The 19,129-nt window shown below is 74.3% G+C and carries 21 protein-coding genes; 11 read left to right on the top strand and 10 right to left on the bottom strand.

Annotated elements, in window-relative coordinates:
* Positions 1-223: 223 nt before the first annotated feature.
* On the bottom strand, positions 224-511 hold the full coding sequence (locus tag ACZ7KX_RS38565) for a hypothetical protein (RefSeq protein WP_470330605.1): 288 nt from the start codon (positions 509-511) through the stop codon (positions 224-226).
* Positions 512-812: 301 nt separating this feature from the next.
* Positions 813-1,439 (bottom strand): class I SAM-dependent methyltransferase, encoded by a 627-nt coding sequence (locus tag ACZ7KX_RS38560; RefSeq protein ID WP_470330604.1) that lies wholly within the window; start codon positions 1,437-1,439, stop codon positions 813-815.
* Between the two features lie 59 nt (positions 1,440-1,498).
* Between ACZ7KX_RS38560 and ACZ7KX_RS38555 the strand changes: the two genes are divergently transcribed.
* Positions 1,499-1,714 (top strand): hypothetical protein, encoded by a 216-nt coding sequence (locus ACZ7KX_RS38555; RefSeq protein WP_470330603.1) that lies wholly within the window; start codon positions 1,499-1,501, stop codon positions 1,712-1,714.
* Positions 1,715-1,878: 164 nt separating this feature from the next.
* Here the strand turns inward: ACZ7KX_RS38555 and ACZ7KX_RS38550 are convergent, their stop codons facing one another.
* Positions 1,879-2,403 (bottom strand): ArsR/SmtB family transcription factor, encoded by a 525-nt coding sequence (locus ACZ7KX_RS38550; RefSeq protein ID WP_470330602.1) that lies wholly within the window; start codon positions 2,401-2,403, stop codon positions 1,879-1,881.
* Positions 2,404-2,461: 58 nt separating this feature from the next.
* Here ACZ7KX_RS38550 and ACZ7KX_RS38545 point away from each other — a divergent pair, with 58 nt between their 5' ends.
* Together ACZ7KX_RS38545 and ACZ7KX_RS38540 are read left to right on the top strand one after the other, a co-directional pair.
* A complete protein-coding gene (locus ACZ7KX_RS38545) occupies positions 2,462-3,382 on the top strand; it encodes a S41 family peptidase (RefSeq protein ID WP_470330601.1) in 921 nt (306 codons plus the stop codon).
* 151 nt (positions 3,383-3,533) lie between these two features.
* Positions 3,534-3,896, top strand: a complete 363-nt coding sequence (locus ACZ7KX_RS38540) for a hypothetical protein (RefSeq protein WP_470330600.1) — start codon at positions 3,534-3,536, stop codon at positions 3,894-3,896.
* Here the strand turns inward: ACZ7KX_RS38540 and ACZ7KX_RS38535 are convergent.
* A complete protein-coding gene (locus ACZ7KX_RS38535; protein ID WP_470330599.1) occupies positions 3,862-5,790 on the bottom strand; it encodes a methyltransferase in 1,929 nt (642 codons plus the stop codon). The genes ACZ7KX_RS38540 and ACZ7KX_RS38535 overlap by 35 nt on opposite strands.
* 128 nt (positions 5,791-5,918) lie before the next feature.
* Positions 5,919-7,139 (bottom strand): 4-hydroxybenzoate 3-monooxygenase, encoded by a 1,221-nt coding sequence (locus ACZ7KX_RS38530; RefSeq protein ID WP_470330598.1) that lies wholly within the window; start codon positions 7,137-7,139, stop codon positions 5,919-5,921.
* A gap of 188 nt (positions 7,140-7,327) precedes the next feature.
* On the opposite strand from ACZ7KX_RS38530, the gene ACZ7KX_RS38525 reads away from it, so the two are divergent.
* Together ACZ7KX_RS38525 and ACZ7KX_RS38520 are read left to right on the top strand one after the other, a co-directional pair.
* The gene (locus tag ACZ7KX_RS38525) at positions 7,328-7,822 is read left to right on the top strand and encodes a hypothetical protein (protein ID WP_470330597.1); all 495 of its coding nucleotides are present in this window, start codon (positions 7,328-7,330) and stop codon (positions 7,820-7,822) included.
* Positions 7,823-7,885: 63 nt separating this feature from the next.
* Positions 7,886-8,551 carry a 3'-5' exonuclease gene (locus ACZ7KX_RS38520; RefSeq protein WP_470330596.1) on the top strand — a complete coding sequence of 222 codons (666 nt, stop codon included), beginning with the start codon at positions 7,886-7,888 and terminating at the stop codon, positions 8,549-8,551.
* Positions 8,552-8,699: 148 nt separating this feature from the next.
* Here ACZ7KX_RS38520 and ACZ7KX_RS38515 read toward each other — a convergent pair whose 3' ends face one another.
* Positions 8,700-9,251, bottom strand: a complete 552-nt coding sequence (locus ACZ7KX_RS38515) for a Dps family protein (RefSeq protein ID WP_470330595.1) — start codon at positions 9,249-9,251, stop codon at positions 8,700-8,702.
* Positions 9,252-9,315: 64 nt separating this feature from the next.
* On the bottom strand, positions 9,316-10,041 hold the full coding sequence (locus tag ACZ7KX_RS38510; protein WP_470330594.1) for an alpha/beta fold hydrolase: 726 nt from the start codon (positions 10,039-10,041) through the stop codon (positions 9,316-9,318).
* 568 nt (positions 10,042-10,609) lie between these two features.
* Between ACZ7KX_RS38510 and ACZ7KX_RS38505 the strand changes: the two genes are divergently transcribed.
* Positions 10,610-11,071 (top strand): SsgA family sporulation/cell division regulator, encoded by a 462-nt coding sequence (locus tag ACZ7KX_RS38505; RefSeq protein ID WP_470330593.1) that lies wholly within the window; start codon positions 10,610-10,612, stop codon positions 11,069-11,071.
* A 142-nt stretch (positions 11,072-11,213) separates the two neighbouring features.
* Positions 11,214-11,756, top strand: a complete 543-nt coding sequence (locus ACZ7KX_RS38500; RefSeq protein ID WP_470330592.1) for a hypothetical protein — start codon at positions 11,214-11,216, stop codon at positions 11,754-11,756.
* A gap of 3 nt (positions 11,757-11,759) precedes the next feature.
* Here the strand turns inward: ACZ7KX_RS38500 and ACZ7KX_RS38495 are convergent, their stop codons facing one another.
* Entirely contained in the window at positions 11,760-12,020 is a 261-nt protein-coding gene (locus tag ACZ7KX_RS38495; RefSeq protein WP_470330591.1) for a hypothetical protein, read from the bottom strand.
* A 351-nt stretch (positions 12,021-12,371) separates the two neighbouring features.
* Here ACZ7KX_RS38495 and ACZ7KX_RS38490 point away from each other — a divergent pair, with 351 nt between their 5' ends.
* The 3 genes from ACZ7KX_RS38490 (at position 12,372) to ACZ7KX_RS38480 (ending at position 14,859) form a co-directional block, all read left to right on the top strand.
* A complete protein-coding gene (locus tag ACZ7KX_RS38490) occupies positions 12,372-12,572 on the top strand; it encodes a hypothetical protein (RefSeq protein WP_470330590.1) in 201 nt (66 codons plus the stop codon).
* A gap of 312 nt (positions 12,573-12,884) precedes the next feature.
* Complete coding sequence (locus tag ACZ7KX_RS38485) at positions 12,885-13,883, top strand: ArsR/SmtB family transcription factor (protein ID WP_470330589.1); 999 nt, start codon at positions 12,885-12,887, stop codon at positions 13,881-13,883.
* Between the two features lie 166 nt (positions 13,884-14,049).
* Positions 14,050-14,859 (top strand): class I SAM-dependent methyltransferase, encoded by an 810-nt coding sequence (locus ACZ7KX_RS38480; protein WP_470330588.1) that lies wholly within the window; start codon positions 14,050-14,052, stop codon positions 14,857-14,859.
* Between the two features lie 104 nt (positions 14,860-14,963).
* Here the strand turns inward: ACZ7KX_RS38480 and ACZ7KX_RS38475 are convergent, their stop codons facing one another.
* Positions 14,964-15,674 (bottom strand): TetR/AcrR family transcriptional regulator, encoded by a 711-nt coding sequence (locus ACZ7KX_RS38475; RefSeq protein WP_470330587.1) that lies wholly within the window; start codon positions 15,672-15,674, stop codon positions 14,964-14,966.
* A 67-nt stretch (positions 15,675-15,741) separates the two neighbouring features.
* On the opposite strand from ACZ7KX_RS38475, the gene ACZ7KX_RS38470 reads away from it, so the two are divergent.
* Positions 15,742-17,394 carry an FAD-binding oxidoreductase gene (locus tag ACZ7KX_RS38470; protein WP_470330586.1) on the top strand — a complete coding sequence of 551 codons (1,653 nt, stop codon included), beginning with the start codon at positions 15,742-15,744 and terminating at the stop codon, positions 17,392-17,394.
* 338 nt (positions 17,395-17,732) lie between these two features.
* Here ACZ7KX_RS38470 and ACZ7KX_RS38465 read toward each other — a convergent pair whose 3' ends face one another.
* Complete coding sequence (locus ACZ7KX_RS38465; RefSeq protein ID WP_470330585.1) at positions 17,733-18,911, bottom strand: alpha-hydroxy-acid oxidizing protein; 1,179 nt, start codon at positions 18,909-18,911, stop codon at positions 17,733-17,735.
* Positions 18,912-19,129: the final 218 nt, after the last annotated feature.

Here is a 19,129-nt window from a genome sequence, read left to right as displayed (position 1 = left end):
CACCGCGCTCGCAGTCCCGGCCGCAGCCGTTCCCCGGAACTCGGTACGCACGGCAACTCATGTGGCGACGAACCGACTCCGAACCAGCTCACTAGGGTCCGACCGGCGTCGCGCGCCCCGAAGGTGGAAGGCCTCGGCAGTACCGCACGCCGGTGTCGGACGGTGCTCGTCTCCGTCAGGACACCGGCCGTGCTCCGTCGGGGTGCCACGCGGAACGGGTGGGTCAGGACACGCCGAGCACTCCGGGCGTGGGCGCCAGGGCCCAGTCGAGCGCCAGGCCGGCGACGGCCTCCCAGCCGTCCTCAGCGCAGGTGTAGTGGCTGCGGCCGTCGAGGAGCTTGCAGGCGGTGATCGCCTGAGAGTGCTTGACGCTGGATGCCCGGGTAGCCGGGCGTGAGCACGTTCGTGCCGCGCGCCTCGTAGCGCGCGCGACCCAGTGCTCCCAGGAGAGGGGTGTCGTCCAGAGGCCGTGAATGAGGACGACCGTGTCCGTCTCTGCGTGCTGTTCCACGTGCCCGATCCGAATCCTCTGGGTGCGGCGGCCCCGCACTCCGCTGGCACCTGCTTCGGGCCACCGGTCCGTGGAGCGGCGGCCGGCCGGTGCTGTACCGGTTCCTCCGCGCTATTCGGACGCCGGGGAAAGCCACCTCGCTGCCCCGCTCCCGTTCCGCGCCGAACGCCCGTCCGGGCTGAGTGGTCGGCTCCGGAAGTCCTTCGGGGGGTGATCACGCGGTGAGGCGGAACGAGGACTCTTCCCGAGCGGGTCCGGCGGGACCGCCCGCCCGGGGGAGAGTCGGCCAAGCGTCACCCGTTCACACTGCGGTTCGCCGAGCCCAGAACAGGGCGTGGCCGCTCTTCCCCTCGGGCACGAACTCTTCGTGGACCACGTCGAGGCCGGCCTCCACGAGCCAGGAGCGGTTCGTGGCGGCGTCCGCATGGCTCCACCACATCGCGACGCCGCCGCCGAGCCAGTCCTCATCAGTCCCGGTCCAGGCCTGGTGCCCGGTCGTGCCCAGGAACCATCCCCCCGGCCGAAGCCACGAAGCGATCCGCTCCAGCAGGGCGGGCTGTTCCTCCAACGGAATGTGGATCAGCGCATACAAACAGATCACAGCATCGAAGCTCTCCTGCGGAAGCTCCAGAGCCGTGGCGTCAGCCCGGATGAAGTCGGCATCCGGCACCAGTTCCCGGGCCCTGCGGATCTGGACCTCGCTGATGTCGACACCAGTGACGCGGTGACCGGCCGTGACAAGCGAGCGGGCCACCGGAACACCGGTCCCACACCCGACATCCAAGACCGTGGCCGCATCCGGGATCCGGTCAAGCAGCTGCCCGATCCACGAGCCGTACTTCGTCTCGCTGCCGAATGCGCGCTCATAGCGCGTCGACAGCAGGTCATACCCGCGCCGGACCAAGTCCTTGGGATCTTCCACGTCCACGCCGCCGCACGCTAGTGCCCAGAGGTGCCCAGCGCGACGACTTTTCACCAGCTCCGTGGATGCGCGTCAACCCCCGAAGGAGGGACTGGCAGGCAGCCACCGGCTGCCTGGCCGCCCACCTGCTCGACACGACGGGCGTGCAGGCGGTCGCGATCGAGGTGGAGCAGGGTGACACCCTCGGTCGACCGGCCGGCGTGCTCGCCTCGGCCCGACGCGGGCCGGCGGGCATCACGACCCGGGTCGGCGGGTTGGCGGTGGTCCGCGACGGACGCTGAGGCCGACGCCTGGGGTGTTCCTTTCCGATCACCGGATCGTTGGTCTCGTCGGACCGTTGGCTGACGCGCGGTGGGCGCTGACAGGTCCGTTGTTGCCGGACGGATGCCGGACCGGATGCCGGGGCGGGGTGGTCGGGGGCGGGGTTGCGGTGTGGGTGGGGTGGTCAGGGGCGGGGGCGCGGTGTGGGGCCCGCCTGCTGGTAGAGCGTCACCAGCACGCCGTGCATCGGCTCGTCAGGCGAGTCCTCCTCCGCCTCGTCGACCAGTCGGGCCAGGGCCTCGGCCAGTCGGGCCGCCTTGGCCGGGCTGAGCCGGATGTGGCGCAGCGACAACGTGTGTTCGACGGGGGAGCGGCCCACCTCCTGGGCGACGGCACCGAACAGGGCGGCGATGCCGTCGGCCTGGGGCTCGGCGACGTTGAGGCGCTCCGTGGTCCGCTGGTAGTACTGCTCGGTGCCGCCGCGGACCTGCCGGGTCCCGCCCTCCTGGACCAGTCCCGCTTCGCGCAGCACCTTGAGGTGGTGGGAGACGCTGCCCTTGTTCACTCCCAGCTGTGCGGCCAGCTTGCTGATCGTCGACGGTTGGCCGCTCAGGGCGAAGAGCAGGCGCTGGCGCAGGGGGTGGGCGAGCGCGGCGTGCTGCAGGGGTGTGTCGATCTGCTGGGCGTCGTCTGCTGATGGCTGGTTCACGGAATCAAGTGTTAAGTGCTGTTGACGCTTTGGCAAGTCGCTGGTCTACTTCCATCCCATGACTGCCATCACCGCGATTCCCGCGCTGGACACCGCTGCCACCGCCACCGCCGTCGAGTCCATCGCCGCCCTGGTTGCCGAGAACTACGTCTTCCCCGATGCCGCCCGGGACTTGGCGGACCTGCTGCGGCGTCGCAGCTCCGAGGGCGCCTACCCGGTCGGAACCGCCGAGGAGCTGGCCGATGCGGTCACCGCCGATCTGCGGTCCGTCAACGGCGACCTCCACCTGGCGCTCAAGTACCACGCGGAGCCGGTGCCGGAGCACCGGGGTGCCGCGGTGATGGTCGAGATGCGGCGGAAGTTCGACGACTCCCTGGGCGGGGTGCCCCGCGTGGAACTCCTCGACGGCGGGGTCGCGCTCCTGGAGCTGGCGCCGCACATGTTCCCGCTGGACTGGGCGGCGCAGCCACTGACCGCGGCGCTCTCCCTGGTGGCCCCGGCCCGCGCCCTCATCATCGACCTGCGCCGCAACGCCGGTGGCGACCCCAACACGGTCGCCTTCGTCTGCGGCTACCTGATCGACGGCCGCACCCATCTCCACACCCTGCTCAAGCGTCAGGGTGAGGTGGCCGAGCAGTTCTGGACGCCCTCGTTCGTGCCGGGCGCCCGCTTCGGCGGCAGCAAGCCGCTCTACGTGCTCACCAGCGGGGACACGTTCTCCGCGGGCGAGGAACTCGCCTACGACCTGCAGCAGTTGAAGCGCGCCGAGATCGTCGGCGAGACCACCCGCGGCGGCGCCCACCCGCGCGAGGGCTGGACGGTGCACCCGCACCTGGAGCTCTCCGTGCCGGTCGCGCGTGGCGTCAACGCCGTCTCGGGCACCAACTGGGAGGGGACGGGCGTGCGCCCCGACGTCCCGTGCGACGCCGGGGACGCGCTCGACCGCGCGCTGGCCCTGGCCACGGCCCGCCTGGCGTAGGGTCCGTCCTCGAACCCTGGGAAGTCCCGCGGCAGGGCCGTCGGGTGGGTCGCGTGGCCGCGATGACCGCGTGGCCGCGGGACCGGGTGGGGCACCGCATGTGCCGGAATCCCGTTTGACGTCCGACCTGGTCGGCTGGTCAGGTCGGGTCATGGAAACCAGCACGACCAGTGATCGCGTACCCGCGGAAGCCGTCGAGCTGCTGGAGGCACTCCTCAGCGGCGACACCCCCGCCCACCGCGCGCTGCGGGCGCAGATCCCGCACCTGCGGGTGACCGGGCACTGCACGTGCTCCTGCGCCAGCATCGGGCTCGGGCTGGACGAGACCCTCGCGCAGGCCGCTCCCGTCACCGGTGGTTCCGTCGTCGCAGAGGCCCAAGTCCTCGGCGATGACGGGCTGTTCATCGGCGGAGTGCTCGTCTTCGCCCACGCCGGCTACCTGTCCTACCTGGAGGCCTACACCTGGCTCGACGAGGAGATCACGCGGTTCCCCCCGCCCGATCGGGTCCGCTGACGGCCCTGCGGGCGTGCAGGACGGCGGCGCCCAGCGGCAGGGGCGAGTGGTCCACCAGGCGGAGGCCGGCGTCGGCCAGCAGGCGGGCGTAGTGGTCGGCGCGGCGTTCGCGGCCGCCGGTGTTGCACATCATGTGGAGGTCCCACGCCGTCGCCAGGGAGGTCGAGCCGTCCTCGGGCAGGAGGCGTTCGATGACGAGCAGGTCGGCGTGGGCGGGCATGGCGCGGGCGCAGTGGCGCAGGATCTCGCGGCAGCGCGCGTCGTCCCAGTCGTGCAGCACCCGGGACAGCAGGTAGACGTCCGCGCCCGGCGGGACGTCCGCGAAGTCGCCGCTGCGGTAGGTGCAGCGCTCGCCGCAGCCCGCCGCGTCGAGCAGCCGGCGCGCCGCGTCCACGGCGTGCGGGCGTTCCAGCAGGACGCCCCGCAGGCGCGGGTGCGCGGCCAGGACGCGTCCCAGGAGTTCGCCGTTGCCACCGGCGACGTCGACGACGGTGGCCGGGCGCGCCCCTCCGTCCGCGGCGACGAGGACCGGGTGGGAGGGGACCGGCTCGAACATCCGCGAGCTCGCGGCCATCGACCGGTCGAACAGCTCGGCGAGCTCAGGGGTCCGGGCGAAGTGCTCGAAGTGGTTCTCGCCGAAGAGGTGGTCGAAGCCGGCCTCGCCGGTGCGCACGGTGTGACCCAGGGCGCCGAAGGAACGGTAGAACGGGCCGCCGTACATCAGGGCCAGCGGCCGCATCGAGCCGGGGGCATCGGTGCGCAGCAGGGCGCCGAGCTCGGTGAGCCGGAAACCGTCCCCCTCCCGGGCCGTCACGCCCACCATCGCGAGGTAGCGCAGGAGGGTCGCCAGGCTGCGCGGGTGGGCTCCGACCGTACGGGCCAGTGCCTGCGGGCCCGCCGGGGTGCGGGTGTCCAGGGCGTCGGGCAGCCGCAGTTGTGCGCAGACCGCCAGGGCCTGGGTGGTCCAGGCGCCGGTCAGCAGCTGCAGGAGCGCTTCGGCCGTCCGGTCCGTGCCGGTGTGTCCGGCCCCCGTGTTCCCTGCGCCCGCGCCTTCCGCGCCTTCCGCGCCTTCCGCGCCTTCCGCGCCTTCCGCGCCTTCCGCGCCTTCCGCGCCTTCCGCGCCTTCCGCGCCTTCCGCGCCTTCCGAACCGGCCGCACCGGCCGCGCGTTCCGCGCCTTCCGCGCCGAGGTGGGCGGCGAGCACGGTCGGGTGGTCGCCCCGGGCGTGGAGCTCCACCCGCCGGTACCCGGCCGTGGCGTGGGCGGGGGCGGCGAAGTAGAGGACCGTGCCGTCCTCGTGCGGGTTGTACCCGCCGCCGTCCGGTACGGCGCCGTACCGGACCAGGAGCGAACACAGGCCGCTCAGCACCAGCGGGTCCGGGCGGGCGACCTCGAAGGCGACGTGCGCCTCGTGCCGGTGGGCGCGTTCGTGCGCGGCGATCGTGGCGAGGTCCGAGCCCGGCGGCACGGTCAGCGCGAACACCTCGACCGTGCGCTGCTCCCGGCGCGGCCCGGGCACCGGCGGGCGCAGGATCCTGACGTCGAGTTCGGCCTCGGCGCGCCCGTGCCGGCGGGCCAGGCGCTGCCGTACGACGGTGCTCGGGTACGAGGGGGTGTCCGGGGCCAGCCCGCAGGCGGCCAGGTGGGCGCGGAGCGTCGACTCGTCGGGCGGGAAGACGAGCAGTGCGGCGTGCGCGAAGCGGCAGTGGTCCGCCAGCGCCCGCAGCTCCGGGCCGGCGAGGCCGGGCAGCAGGCGGCGGAGCAGGGTGGCGGTGTCCTGTTCCTCGACGAACGCGGCCGCCTCGCGCAGGCGGGCAGCGTCGTCCGGGGGCGCCGGCAGCACTGGCGGGGGCGCAGTCGTCAGGGGCGCAGTCGTCAGGGGTGTTGCCGTCATCGGGGGCGTCCTACTTCCGGTGGTCGGGTCCCGGCGGTTCGGACTGCGGTGCCGGGGGAGGGGCAGGAACAGGTGGGGGCAGGAACAAGTGCGGGGCGGGAACAGGTGCGGGGCGGGAACAGACGGGGTCACACGCCGACGTAGTTCTCGGCGAACCAGTCCTGGTGGGCGCGCGAGGTGCGCAGGGATTCCAGGCGCGAGCGCCGCATGGATTCGTGGAAGAACGATTCGTCGTCCGGGCCCGAGACCGCGCCGGAGTCGGTGTGCAGCAGCCGGATCATCCAGTGCGAGAACTCCTGCGCGCGCCAGATGTGGGCCAGGCACCGCCGGGAGTAGTGGTCGAGCGCCGCGGCGTCACCGTGCGCGAGGTCGTCGACCAGCGCCAGGGCGAGGAGTTCGGCCTCCAGCACGGCGAGGTTGGCGCCCTTCGCCGCGGAGGGACTGATCAGACTCGCGGCGTCGCCGGCCAGCAGGAGCGAGCCGTGGCGCAGCGGTTCGACGACGTCGGAGCGCAGGTCGACGACGGCGCTCTGGAGGATCCTGCCGCGGCGCAGCGGTCCGTGGTCGGCGGAGCGCATCCGCAGGTCGAGTTCGTCCCAGACGCGTTCCTCGCTCCAGGCGTCGGCGGGGGTGCCGCGTTCGCACTGCAGGTAGTAGCGGGTGACGTCCGGCGTGCGGGCCATGTGCCCGGCGAAGCCGCGGCGGTGGGTCGCGTAGCCGACGGTGTCGAGGCTCGGGGGCGCTTCGGCGAGCAGTCCGAGCCAGCTGATGCCGTGGTCGCGGTGGTGGCGCGGCGCGCCCGGGGGCAGCGAGCGTCGGGCCGCGCCGTGGCGCCCGTCGCACCCGGCGACATACCGGGCGTGCCAGCGGGTGAGGCGGCCCTGCGCGTCGCGGGCGTCGACCGTGGGCCGGTGGCCGTCGGCGTCGTGTACGGCCAGGGCCTCGGCGCCGAACCGGATCCGCCCGCCGGCGTCCAGGTAGTGCGCCAACAGGTCGGTGACCAGGTCCTGCTGGGGGTAGACGGTGTGGTGCTCGCGATGGCCGAGCCGGTCGTAGTCCAGCCGGAAGGTGCCGGTGTCGGTGCGGAACTCGCAGGCGCCGTGCGGGCGGCCGTGCCGCAGCAGGCCGTCGGCGAGGCCGTGGCGCTCCAGGGTGCGGACGGTGTTCGGGGCGAGGAACCCGGCCCGCGCCCGGACCTGCAGGGCCGCCCGTTCGGCGCGTTCGAGGACGACGCAGTCGATCCCGTGTGCGTGAAGGATGTTTCCGAGGGTCAGCCCGGCGGGCCCCGCACCGAGGACGACGACGTCGGCGGACTCCCGTTCCGTTGAGGTGTTCTGACGTGCGGTCACAAACAGTGGATGGTAGTTGTCGGAGGATACACAAGAGCGCCGAAATCACCTGTACCGGTTAATAAGATGACTATTCGGGATGCCATCCGGTGCGTGTATGCCGCCGAGGCCCGACCCCCCTGTCCCCGCCCCGTCCCCCGGACGGGTGAACCCGGGGGCGTCCGGCGGGTGCGGCTCGTTGAACGGGCATGGCGAGCGGGACGGACGGCGGCGGGGCCCAGGGGCCGGTGGTGTGGGCGTTGGTCGTGCGCCACGTGGCGCAGGGGCCGCCGGTCGCGGAGCTGATCGTGCAGGTCGGTACGGACCTCCACACCGAGTTGGTCGAGGCCGCGATCGACAGCGGCTTCGTGGTCGCCGCCGGTGAGCCGCCGGTGACGACCGGCGCCATCGAGGTCGCCGACGGCCGGATCGAGCGGCTGGTGCTGGTCGGCGGCCGCCAGGGGTGGGAGCCGGGCTCACGGGTCGAGGTGTCGACCCGCTGGCTGACGGCCGCCGAGGAGCGGGGCGAGGCCGTGGTCGTCATCGTGCCGCCGCCGACCCGCCCGGCCGGCCCGGACGAGTCGGTCGAGCCCGGCGGAGCGGATCCCGGGGCGCGGGTCGACGCCTTCACCCGGTGGCTCGAAGCGCACCGGGCGGCGGGCCGCGTTTTGCACGGGGCGGTACCGGTGCGGGGCGAGTGGTGAACGGCGGTGCGGGCGCGCGCCGATCCGGCAGCGGGCGCGGACGATCCGCCAGGACGGGGCGGCGTGGAACAGCTGACGCGTGACCCGCGCTTCGCCGAACTGACCCTCCTGGTGGTGGACTTCGAGGCGCTCACGCCCGCCGGGCGTCCGGCCGAGCCGATCGAGGTCGCGGTCCTCGCGCTGCGCCCTGCCGGCGGCGGGCTCGTCGAGGCGGGACGGTTCGAGGCACTGATCCGCCCGCCCGCCGACGTCCCCGTCACCGCGTGGGACGTACGGCAGACCGGCATCACCGCGAAGCTGCTCGCCCACGCGGCCCCGGCCGCCGAGGTGATGGCCCGCCTCGACGCCCACCTGACCGGCCCGCCGTACCGGATCGTGGCCCACCACGCCGCCACGGAGGCCGGGCTGATCGCCCACCGGGCCGCGCACTGCCCGGTCCTGGCGGGCACCCGGCTCCTGGACACGATCCGCCTCGCCGAGGCGGTCCTGCCGGGGCTCGGCTCCTACCGGCTGGACGCCCTGCTCGGGCACTACGGCATCCCCGAGCCGGTCGGCCGCCACCGGGCGATGCCGGACGTCGAGGTCACCGCCCGGGTACTGGCCCGGCTGCTGTCCGACGGGTGCGCAGCCGGCCGGTGGCACACCCTCCTCGGCCTGGACTTGGCGGCCGGCCGGCCGCCCAAGCGGTGCGCCGCGCCGTCGGCCACGGAGCAGGACGCCCTGTTCTGAGAGCCGGGAGCCTCGGAGCCGGAGGACAGGACGGGACAGGCCGGGACGACCCCGGCCGGGCCCTCGTCGAACGGGACAGGCCGGGGTCGGGATCGCGGTCGTCCGGACCGGCCCGGACCGGCCCGGGCCGGACCGGGCCGGACCGGGGTCAGGCTCCCGCGTCGGGGGAGACGAGGTGTTCGGCGAGGAACCAGACCTGGGTCTCGCCGGTGCGGATGACCTGGGAGACCAGGAGGTCCTGGGTGCCGTCGTCGCCGAGCCCGGCCGTGCGGGTGGCGGCGTCGCGGGTGTCGGCGAGGATGGTCTCGTGCGCGTCCAGGAGCCGCGAGAGCATCGAGTGCACGCCCTCGATGCCGTCCGGCGGGCGCGGGACGCCGGTGATCAGGGCGGCGTGGCGGGGGTCGCCGACGGCGACGCCGCCGAGGCTCTGCACCCGTTCGGCGAGCGCGTCGACCAGCTCCAGCTGCTGCTGGGCGTGCTTGTCGAAGAGCAGGTGCAGCTGGTACGCCGTCGGCCCGCGCATGCCCCAGTGGCACTTCTTGTAGAGCGCGTACAGGAACTGGGTGTCCGCGAGGACCCGGTTGAGCCGCTGGCACGAGTACTGGCGGGCGTCGTGGGAGAGGGCGATCGGCAGCTGGGCGACGGTGCCGAACTCCTGGATCTCGGGGCCGTGCTGGTGGAGGTGTGGCTGGCTGGTCATGGTGGTCCTGGGGTTCTCGGGGTGGGAAGGGGAGTGGGTCCGGGGAGGCCGCCGGTCGGCGGGGTCAGCCGGTCACGGTCCGGACGGCCTCGCGGATCACGTCGACGACCCGCTCGGGGTGGGCGAGCATGACCAGGTGCGAGGAGTCGACCTCGACGGCGGTCGCGCCGGCTCGGCCGTAGCCGAACCGCTGGACGTCGGGGTTGATGGTCCGGTCGGCGGTCGCGACGATCCCCCAGGACGGCTTGGTCTTCCAGGCGGCGGTGGGCGCGGCCTCGCCGAATGCGGCGGCGGCGAGCGGCCGCTGCGAGACGGCGAGGACGCGGGCCAGCTCCGGGTCGACGTCGGCCGCGAAGATGGCCGGAAGACGGTCGACCTCGACCGAGACGTCGGTGCCCTCGCCGTCCCCGCCCGGCATCGGGAAGGGGGTGTAGACCAGGGCGGAGGCGAGCTCGGAGTCGGGGAAGCTGCCCTGCAGTTCGCCCAGGCTCTCCCCCTCCTGCAGCGCGTAGCCCGCCAGGTACACGAGCGCCCGCACGTTCTCCTCGGCGCCCGCCACGGTGATCACGGCGCCGCCGTAGGAGTGGCCGACCAGCACGACCGGTCCGGGGATCCGCCGGACCACCGAGGCGATGTAGGCGGAGTCGCCGACCAGACTGCGGTTCGGCACGGCCGGCGCCACCACGTTCAGCCCGTCGGCCAGCAGCTGCGGGATGACCCGGGCGAAGCTGGAGGCGTCGGCGAAGGCGCCGTGCACGAGCACGACGGTGGGAGGGTCAGGGGTCGTCATTGTCGAGTCCTCGGATTCTCTGAAGCCCTACGGAGCCCTACGGAGCCCTACGGAGCTCTCGAAGCTTTACGGAGCTCTGCGAAGCTCTACGGAGCCCTCGAAGCTCTGCGGGGCGAGGCGTGGGCACACCGCTCCGGCCGGAGCGGTGTGCGAAGCGGCATCAGACTAGGAAGACGCAGGCCCGGCGCCTGTTCCGACGGCGCACCGGGTCCAGCCGCTGGGCGCACCCGTCGCGAGCAGGTGGGCGCACCCGACGTGGCGGCATCGACGCAACGGTGCGCGGATCGACACGTGCCGGTGCACGGGCCGGACACCTTCACCGGGATCGCTTCCTAGCCTGGTCCGCGGATCCGTCTTCCCTGGTTCCGGGCGGTGCGCAGAGCCCGGGGCGGGAGCCCACGCCGCCACCGCCGCCACCGTCGTCGCCGTCGTCGCCGTCGGATCGCCCGGCCCCGCCCGGGTCGGGAACGGCATCCCGCCCGTGCGCCCGTCACCCCGTACGGCCGGTCCCTGTCCCGCCACCGACACCGACACCATCACCGATACCGATACCGACACAGGAGCACCCGTGCCCGTCCCCCAGCCGCTGCCCAGCCCCCAGTCCCGCCCGGACGCCGCCAGCACCGAGCTCCTCCTCGACGCCCGGCTCGTCCTCGGCGAGCACCGGTCCGTCGACATCCCCGTGCGCTTCGAGTACCACGCCGACGACCCGCTCGCCGTCGCCCTCGAATTCCTCGGGCCCGCGGCCGACGGAGGCATCTGGCAGTTCGCCCGCGACCTCCTCTGCGAGGGGCTGCAGAAGCCCGTCGGCCTCGGCGACGTCCGCATCTGGCCGCCCTGCACCTGCCACGGCCGCACTGCCCTGCGCATCATGCTGCGGGGCCACGACGGCACCGTCCTGATCGACCTCCCGGCCCGACAGGTGCGCCGCTGGCTGCGCCGGGAGACCTTCGCACTGGTCCCGCAGGGCACGGAGGGGAACCTCATCGACTGGGACACCGAGCTCCGCGGCCTGCCCGACTCCGACTGACCCGCGCCGACCTGCGCCGCTCCCTGTCGCCCCGCGCCCCGGCCTCACGTCGCCTCCGCCTTCCGCGGCCCCGGCGTGCCGGTGGGCGGCCGATGCCCGCTACGATTCCGACGATCTTGGTCGAATGGCGGGGGACGGTTTCGTGAGCAGTGGTCTGAGGTTGGTGGGTCTCGTCGAGTCGGTACGGATCCAGGCGGTTCTGCTGCTCTCCGTGAGCCTGGTGAGCTGTGTGCCGGCCTTCACGGCCGCGGACCAGGGGTCGGACCCGGTGCACGGCGTGCTGGTCGGCGTGATCCTCTTCGTGGTGATGTTCTTCAGCTACCTGAAGGCCCGTCGGCCCTGGTACGAGACGCGGCTGGAGCAGCTGGCCCCTCCGCCGCCGACCGCCGAGACGGTCGCCAGGGACAAGACCTTCGACCTGCTCTCCCGTGGCCTCACCGTGCCGCTGCTCCTCGTCCTGGCGATCGGACTCGCGGCCAGTTATGCCACGGGGACCCCGATCGGCATGTTCCTGGCGGGCGTGGCGGCCGCGATGCTCTGGCAGTCCCGGTGGCTGGCGGCCGAGCAGGAGAGGCTGGGCGGCCGGGTCCTCTGCCTCCACACCCCGCTCCACGTCGCGGCCGACGACCCCAGCCGCGCCGCGTACGTCCAGTCCCGCTTCTGGATCGTCCGACCGGCTTCCTGACGATCAGAGCGTGATCATCGCCGCGGCGATCTCCTCGGCGGCCGCACCGGGGATCGCGGTCGCGGCCTGTTCGAGCACGGGCGGCCGCGCGCCGGGGATCTCGCGCAGCGTGTACGCCGGAGCCTCGGGGTCAACGGTCGTCGACGTGCCGCTGTCGCGCAGGTCGTAGCGCACGACGTGCCGTCCGCCGCGGGCGAGCGCCGCACAGAGTGCGTCGGGCCACGAGAGCGCCAACCTCCGGGGCAGGTGCGTGGCCGTGGCCACGCCACGCCCGCACCGGCTGCCTCGCCGGTGCCTCCAGTGCCGTGCCCGCGCTGTCCCGCTTCGTCGCTGCGTCACCTGCCGGCCTAGCCGCGGATGCGCCGAGCGCTCGCGCACCGCACGCTGGAGACGGTCGGCCCGTTGCCCGAACCCCCGAGCGGGCACGGGCCGTCCCCTCCCGGGCCGTCGTCCGAACGTCCGCGTTCGATGCCCGGCGCCGTGCGCCCGCCGGGGCCGTTCGCACCCGGCTGATTTCCCGAAACCCGCCCCGGGCCGCCTCTCGCTCTGGCATGCTCACCCGAACGGCAGCATGCGCCGGGTGACCGGCTCCTCACACAGTGTCAAGGGCGGACAGTGCAGTACACGATCAGCGCGACGGCGTTCCTCGCGATCCTCATCGTCATCCGACTCCGGCGCCGCACCGAGGCCCGCAGCCGCAGCGACGAGGCGTTCACCGTCTTCACCGCCGTCGTCTTCGGCGTCCTGATCGCCGCCACCGCCTGGGGCCACGCGATCCTCCGCCTCGTCGGCATCGCCGTCGAGGCGACCCACTGACCCGGGCCGCAGTCCGGCAGGGGCCCGGTCGTCGGGTTCCGCCCTACCCCCGATGAGGGCGGAGCCCGACGGCTGACCGCAGCCGCCTCCCGAGCCTCCCGAGCCTCCCGAGCCTCCCGAGCCTCCCGAGTCGATCGCGCCGAGCGGCGCCGCCCGTGCCGGTGTCGCCGGGACCGCGTGCGGGGCGGAGCGGACGGACAGGACGGACGGGGCTGGTGCGGGCTGGTGCGGTGAATCCAGGAAATCCCCGATCGGTGGGGCCGGTCGAATGATTCGATGGTTTTCACATTCCGGTGCGAGGGGGAACGGACCGTGATACGGATCAACCTGGGCGCCGAAGGCCTGGGGGGCGTCAGGTTCGCCGTGTCCCCGCTGGACTCCGCGAAGGACCTGATCTACTCCCTCCGACGGACCCCGCAGGCGCTCAGCGCCGAGTGGCGGGCCCGGACCAGGGAAGCGTTGGTGCAGCACCGGCTCGGCCTGCTGGGTGCCGTGGGCGGCGGCGGCCCGTGCGGCTACGCCCCGGACTTCCTGCGGCCCGAGTCGCAGGGCTTCGAGACGAGCGTCGACGCGGCCCTGCACCGGGTCGCCACCGCCCCCACCGAACGGATCGGCTACGAGCTGGCGTTGGCCGTCAACGGCCATCCGTGGGATCCGGCCTCGGGCGAGGGGGCGCCACGACCGCTCCTCCAGGCCCTGGACCGCGGCGAACGGTCCTTCGCGCACCGCCTCGCCGACGAGATGGCACAGTTCTGGCACGCGGCGCTGGAGCCGTCGTGGCCCGGCATCCGGGCCCGGCTGGAGGCGGACGTCAGCACCCGCGCCACCGCGATCGCGTACCACGGGCTCGCCGACACCCTCAACCGGCTGGCGCCGAACCTGGCATGGTGCGACGGCGGCCTGACCCTCCGCCTGCGCCCCGGCAGCCCGCACGGTCTGACGATGGACGCCCGCGCGGTGGTCCTGGTGCCCAGCGTCTTCGTCAACCAGGCGATCTTCTGCGCCGGGGAGCCGGGGGCGCCCGCCCCGCGCACCCCGCTGATCATCTATCCGGCGGCCCCGGCCGACTGCCTCGCGCCGTCGGGCGAGGACCGGCTCATCGGCGCGACGAGGGCGAGGATCCTGGCCGAACTCAGCGAGCCCCGCTCCACCGCGGAGCTGGCCCAGCGGCTGTACCTGGCCTCGGCGACCGTCTCCTACCACCTGCAGATCCTGCACCGCGCCGGGCTCGTCACGCGCGAGCGCCGGTCCCGCCGCGTCCTGTACCAGCGGCTCGCAGTCCGCCCCCGGCTCGGCGGCCGCCCGCTCTGACGCCGTGTCCACGGACACCGGCAGCGCCGCGCTCGTGCCCGGCTCCGCGCGTCGTGCCGTGCCCGGCGGTCCGCCCGGCCGCCCGGCCGCCCGGCCGCCCGGCCGCCCGGCCGTACGGCGGCGCGGCGGGGCGGAGGCCTTCCGGTGCGGCGCTACCGTCGTGAGGATGACGGCAAGCGATGCCGACCGGCGGTGGTCCGAATCCATGCCGGCGGCCTACGAGCAGTACCTCGCACCGGTGCTCTTCCGGCCCTTCGCCGAGGACCTGGCCGCCCGAGCGGCGGCACTCCACCCCCGGAGGATCCTCGAACTGGCTGCCGGGACGGGCGTGTTGACGTCGGCGCTGCTCGCGGCGGCACCGTCGGCCGAGGTGACGGCCACCGACCTGAACGAGGCCATGGTGGCGTTCGGGGCGGCCCGGGCCCCGGGTGCGGTGTGGCGGCAGGCCGACGCGCAGCGGCTGCCGTTCCCGGCCGGCGCGGCCGGCGGCTTCGACCTGGTGGCCTGCCAGTTCGGCGTGATGTTCTTCCCGGACCGGATCGCGGCCTTCGCCGAGGTCCGCCGGGTGCTGGCCCCGGGCGGCCGGTTCCTGTTCAACACCTGGGGCCCGCTGGGCAGCCACGCCTTCGATTCCGCCGTCCAGGCCGGGCTGGAGCGGGCCTTTCCGGTCGACCCGCCGCGGTTCCTCCCCACCGTCCCGCACGGCTACGCCGATCCCGCCGCCGTGGCCGTCGACCTCGCGGCCGCCGGGTTCTCGGTGGAGGAGGAGCGGGAGCTGACGCTGGAGGGCCGGGCCGCGTCGGCCGCCGACGTCGCCCTCGGGTTCCTCACCGGGACGCCGGTGCGTGCGGCCGTCGAGGAGCGCGGTGACGGGCGGTCCGTCCGGGCCGCGGTCCTGGCGGAGGTGACGGCCCGTCTGGGCGCGGGGCCGGTCACCGCCCCGATGACGGCGTACGTGTTCCGCGGCGTGGCCTGACCGCAGGAGGACGGATCGGCGCGAGGTTGGCACCAGCCGGCCCCGGCCCGGGGGCGCCGGTGCGCGCAGGTCGGTACGTCGGTACGCCGGTACGCCGGTGCGGCTCAGGCGGGTTCGCCGTCGGCGGGCACGACGGAGCGGGCGGCGGAGAAGAGCCGGGCGCAGCGTCGCGCCATGGCGTCGGGCGACTGGTCGGGGTGGTTGATCCACCAGCGGACCAGGGCGGTGCACAGGCCGCGCCAGGCGTACCGGAGGGCGTCGGCGTCCAGGGGGTCGTCGGATCCGGCGGCCCGGAGGAGACCGGCGGCGCCGTCGGCGGCGAGGTCGTCGATGGCGTCGCGGTAGTGGGCCGCGCGGTGGGCGGCGTCGCTGCCGGGCGGCAGTGACGGGTCGTAGAGGACGAACCATGCCTCGCGCTGCCCGTCCAGTGCGGCGAAGAGGGCGTGCAGGACGCGGAGGGGCGTGGGCGGCGCGTCGGTGTCCGGTTCGGCCATCGCGGTGCGGATGGCGTGCAGCAGGCGGTCGCCGACCGGGTCGAGGCAGGCGAGGTAGAGGTCCTGCTTGCTGCCGAAGTACTGGTGCAGCAGTGGCTTGGTGACGCCCACGCGGGCGGCGATGGCGGCGACGGTGGTGGCTTCGAAGCCGTGGCGGCCGAACTCCTCGGTGGCTGCGGCCAGGACCTGCCGTTCGCGGTCGGCCCGCGGCACGCCCTTGGTGCCGGCCCGGGTACCGGTACGGGTGTCGGCCCGCGTGCCGGCCCGGGTGTCGGCCCGCGTGCCGGCCCGGGTGTCGGCCTTGGAAGGGAGCGTTGTCATGGAACCGATCTTACCCTAGGGTAATTTACCACTGGGTAAATTCCTTGGACCCCGCTGGAGCGCCGCCATGCCTGCCGCCCCGTCCGACCCCGGCTCCCCCCGCACCCGCTCCTGGTGGGGCTGGGGTTACGCCGACGCCCACCCCGACGACGCCGAATGCGCCGCGCTGGGAGCCCTCCTGCCCGGCACCCTGGCCCGCCCGCTGCCGGTGCCCCGCATCGCCGACCTGGCCGTCGCCCGCCCCGCCGTCACGCCCCCGCCCTCCCTGGCGCACCTGGTCACCGCCGACCCCGGGGCCCGCGCCGCCCACGCGATGGGCAAGGCCTACCGCGACGTCATCCGCGCCCTGCGCGGCCGGCCCGGCCGGATCCCCGACCTGGTCGCCCACCCGACCGGCGACCAGGACGTGGCCGACCTCCTGGACTGGGCCGGCACACACGGCGTGGCCGTCATCCCCTTCGGCGGCGGCTCCTCCGTCGTCGGCGGCGTGGAGTACCGCGGCGACGCCCACCGCGCCGTCCTGTCGCTCGACCTGACCGCGATGGACCGGGTCCTGGAGATCGACACCGTCGGCCGAGCCGCCCGCATCCAGGCCGGAGCACTCGGGCCGGTCCTGGAGGGCCGGCTGCGCCCGTACGGCCTGACCCTGCGCCACTTCCCGCAGAGCTTCGAGTTCTCCACCCTCGGCGGCTGGCTCGCCACCCGGGCCGGCGGGCACTACGCCACCGTCCGCACCCACATCGACGACTTCGTGCAGTCCATGCGCGTGATCACGCCCGCCGGAGCCGGCACCTCCTGGCGCCTGCCCGCATCCGGCGCCGGTCCGTCGCCCGACCGCCTCTTCCTCGGCTCCGAGGGCGCGCTCGGCGTCATCACCGAAGCCTGGATGCGGCTGCAGGAACGTCCCCGCCACAAAGCCTCCGCCTCGGTGGCCTTCGGCGACTTCCACCGCGCGCTCGACGCCGTCCGCGCCATCGCCCGGACCGACCTCGCCCCGGCCAACTGCCGTCTGCTCGACCCCGGCGAGGCGCTGTTCTCCGGCGCCTCCCACGACGGCTCCACCGTGCTGGTCCTGGGCTTCGAGTCGGCCACCGGCCCCGTCCGCGACCGCCTGGCCGGCGCCCTCGACGTCGCCCGCGCCCACGGCGGCCGCACCGCGTCGCCCGGCCCCGACCGCGGCGCCCCGGCCCGTACCAACCCGGCCGACGCCCGCACCGAACCCGCCGGTGCCGACACCGACCCGGCCGTCAGCGCCTGGCGCTCGGCCTTCCTGCGCATGCCCTACCTGCGCGACGGCCTGGCCCGGATGGGCGCCGTCGTCGAGACCTTCGAGACCGCCGCCACCTGGGACAGGATCCCCGCCCTGATCGACGACGTCCGCACCGAGGTGGCCGCCGCGGCCCGCAAGGCCACCGGACACCCCGCCACCGTCAACTGCCGCCTCACCCACGTCTACCCCGACGGCGCCGCCCCCTACTTCACCGTCGCCGTCGCCGGCCGCCCGGGCGACGAGGTCCGGATCTGGGACGACATCAAGGCCGCCGCGAACGACGTCCTCCACCGCCACCGCGCCACCATCACCCACCACCACGCCGTCGGCCGCGACCACCGCCCCGCCTACGACCGCCAGCGCCCCGAGCCCTTCGCCCTCGCCCTCCGCGCCGCCAAGACCGCCCTCGACCCCCACCACATCCTCAACCCGGGCGTCCTGCTCGACTGACCGGGGCTCGCCCCCACCCTTTCTGAGCCGGACGGCGGCGATGGCGTTCGCCCCGGTCTCTCGGGTGGAGGGGGGTGGTTCCGGGTGATCGGGTCGTCAGCGGCCGGAGGGGAGGGAGGCGGTGAAGGTGGGCAGGGGCTCGTTGACGGTGCCGGGGTCGGTCGACGTGGGCGGCGTGGAGGCGTTTTGCCCCGGCCTCTCGGCGAGGCCACCGCCAGTCGGCCGCCCAGCCGGCCCGGCTCCGGCGCAGCCACCGCCCGATCCGGCGCGGCCCCGGGCCGCGAACGCCGAAGGCCCGGCCCCCGGTCGGGGGCCGGGCCGATGCGGTCGGCGGTGCGTCAGCGCCTGCGGATCGCGCCCTGCGCGCGCAGGTCCGCCAGCGTCGGGTAGCCGTCGACGGCCATGATCAGGTCGGCCTCGGCGAGCAGCGAGCGCAGCACGTGCACGATGCCGTCCACGCCGCCGACCGCCAGGCCGTAGGCGTACGGGCGGCCGACGCCGACCGCGGTGGCGCCGAGGGCCAGTGCCTTGACGACGTCCGCGCCGGTGCGGATGCCGGAGTCGAACAGCACCGGCAGCCCGTCCGCGGCCTCCACCACGTCGGGCAGCAGGTCGATCGCCGCGAGCCCGCCGTTGGCCTGCCGGCCGCCGTGGTTGGAGCAGTGGACCGCGTCCGCGCCGCCGTCCTTCGCCCGGCGGACGTCCTCGGGGTGGCAGATGCCCTTGAGGATGACCGGCAGGTCGGTGATCGACCGCAGCCACGCCAGGTCGTCCCAGGTCAGCGGGTTGCCGAAGATCCGCACCCACTCGACGACGGCCGCCTGAAGGTCGTCCTCGGGCGCCTTGGCGAGCCTGGCCCGGAAGACCGGGTCGGAGGTGTAGTTGGCCAGTGCGTGGCCGCGCAGCTGAGGGAAGTTGCCGGTGGCGAGGTCGCGCGGGCGCCAGCCGGTGATCCAGGTGTCCAGGGTGACGACGATGCCCCTGAAGCCGGCCGCCTCCGCCCGGTGCACCAGGCTCTCCGCCAGTGCCCGGTCGGTGGGCGTGTAGAGCTGGAAGAAGCCGGGGGTTTCGCCGAACTCGGCGGCCACCTCCTCCATCGGGTCCACGGTCAGCGTCGAGGCGACCATCGGCACGCCGCTCCGCGCGGCGGCGCGGGCGGTGGCGAGGTCGCCGTGGCCGTCCTGCGCGCACAGCCCTATCACCCCGACCGGCGCCATGAACAGCGGCGACGGCAGCTTCAGCCCGAACAGGTCGACGCCCAGGTCCCGCTCGGTGGCGCCGACCATCATCCGCGGCACCAGGCCGTACCGCTCGAACGCCGACACGTTCGCCCGCTGGGTGGACTCGTCCCCGGCGCCGCCGGCGACGTAGGAGAGCACCGACGGCGGCAGCGCGGCGTGGGCCCGCGCCTCCAGCTCCGGGAAGGTCATCGGCATCGTCGGCAGCACGCCGGAGAGCCCGTCGAAGTAGATCTCGTTCTGGTAATCCCCGTACCGTCCCTTGGAGTTCACGTTCACCGTGATCGCCGTCCTTCCAGGCACCGCCCGCCGGGACCCTCCCGGGGCGGCGCCTCCCACCGTGCCAAGCGGGCGGGCCGCAGGCCAGGCCCCGCGGCCGGCGGACACCGGCCGGGTCTTGTCGCCGTGGACTGACGCGGTGCGTGCGACCGGAGCGGGGGCGCCCCCGAGAACCGCGGGAGCCTTGTGTGACGGAATGTCAATAATGATGCTCCATG

The sequence above is a fragment of the Kitasatospora sp. NPDC038210 genome (assembly GCF_055600605.1).
This window is presented reverse-complemented; position numbering and strand designations above follow the sequence as displayed.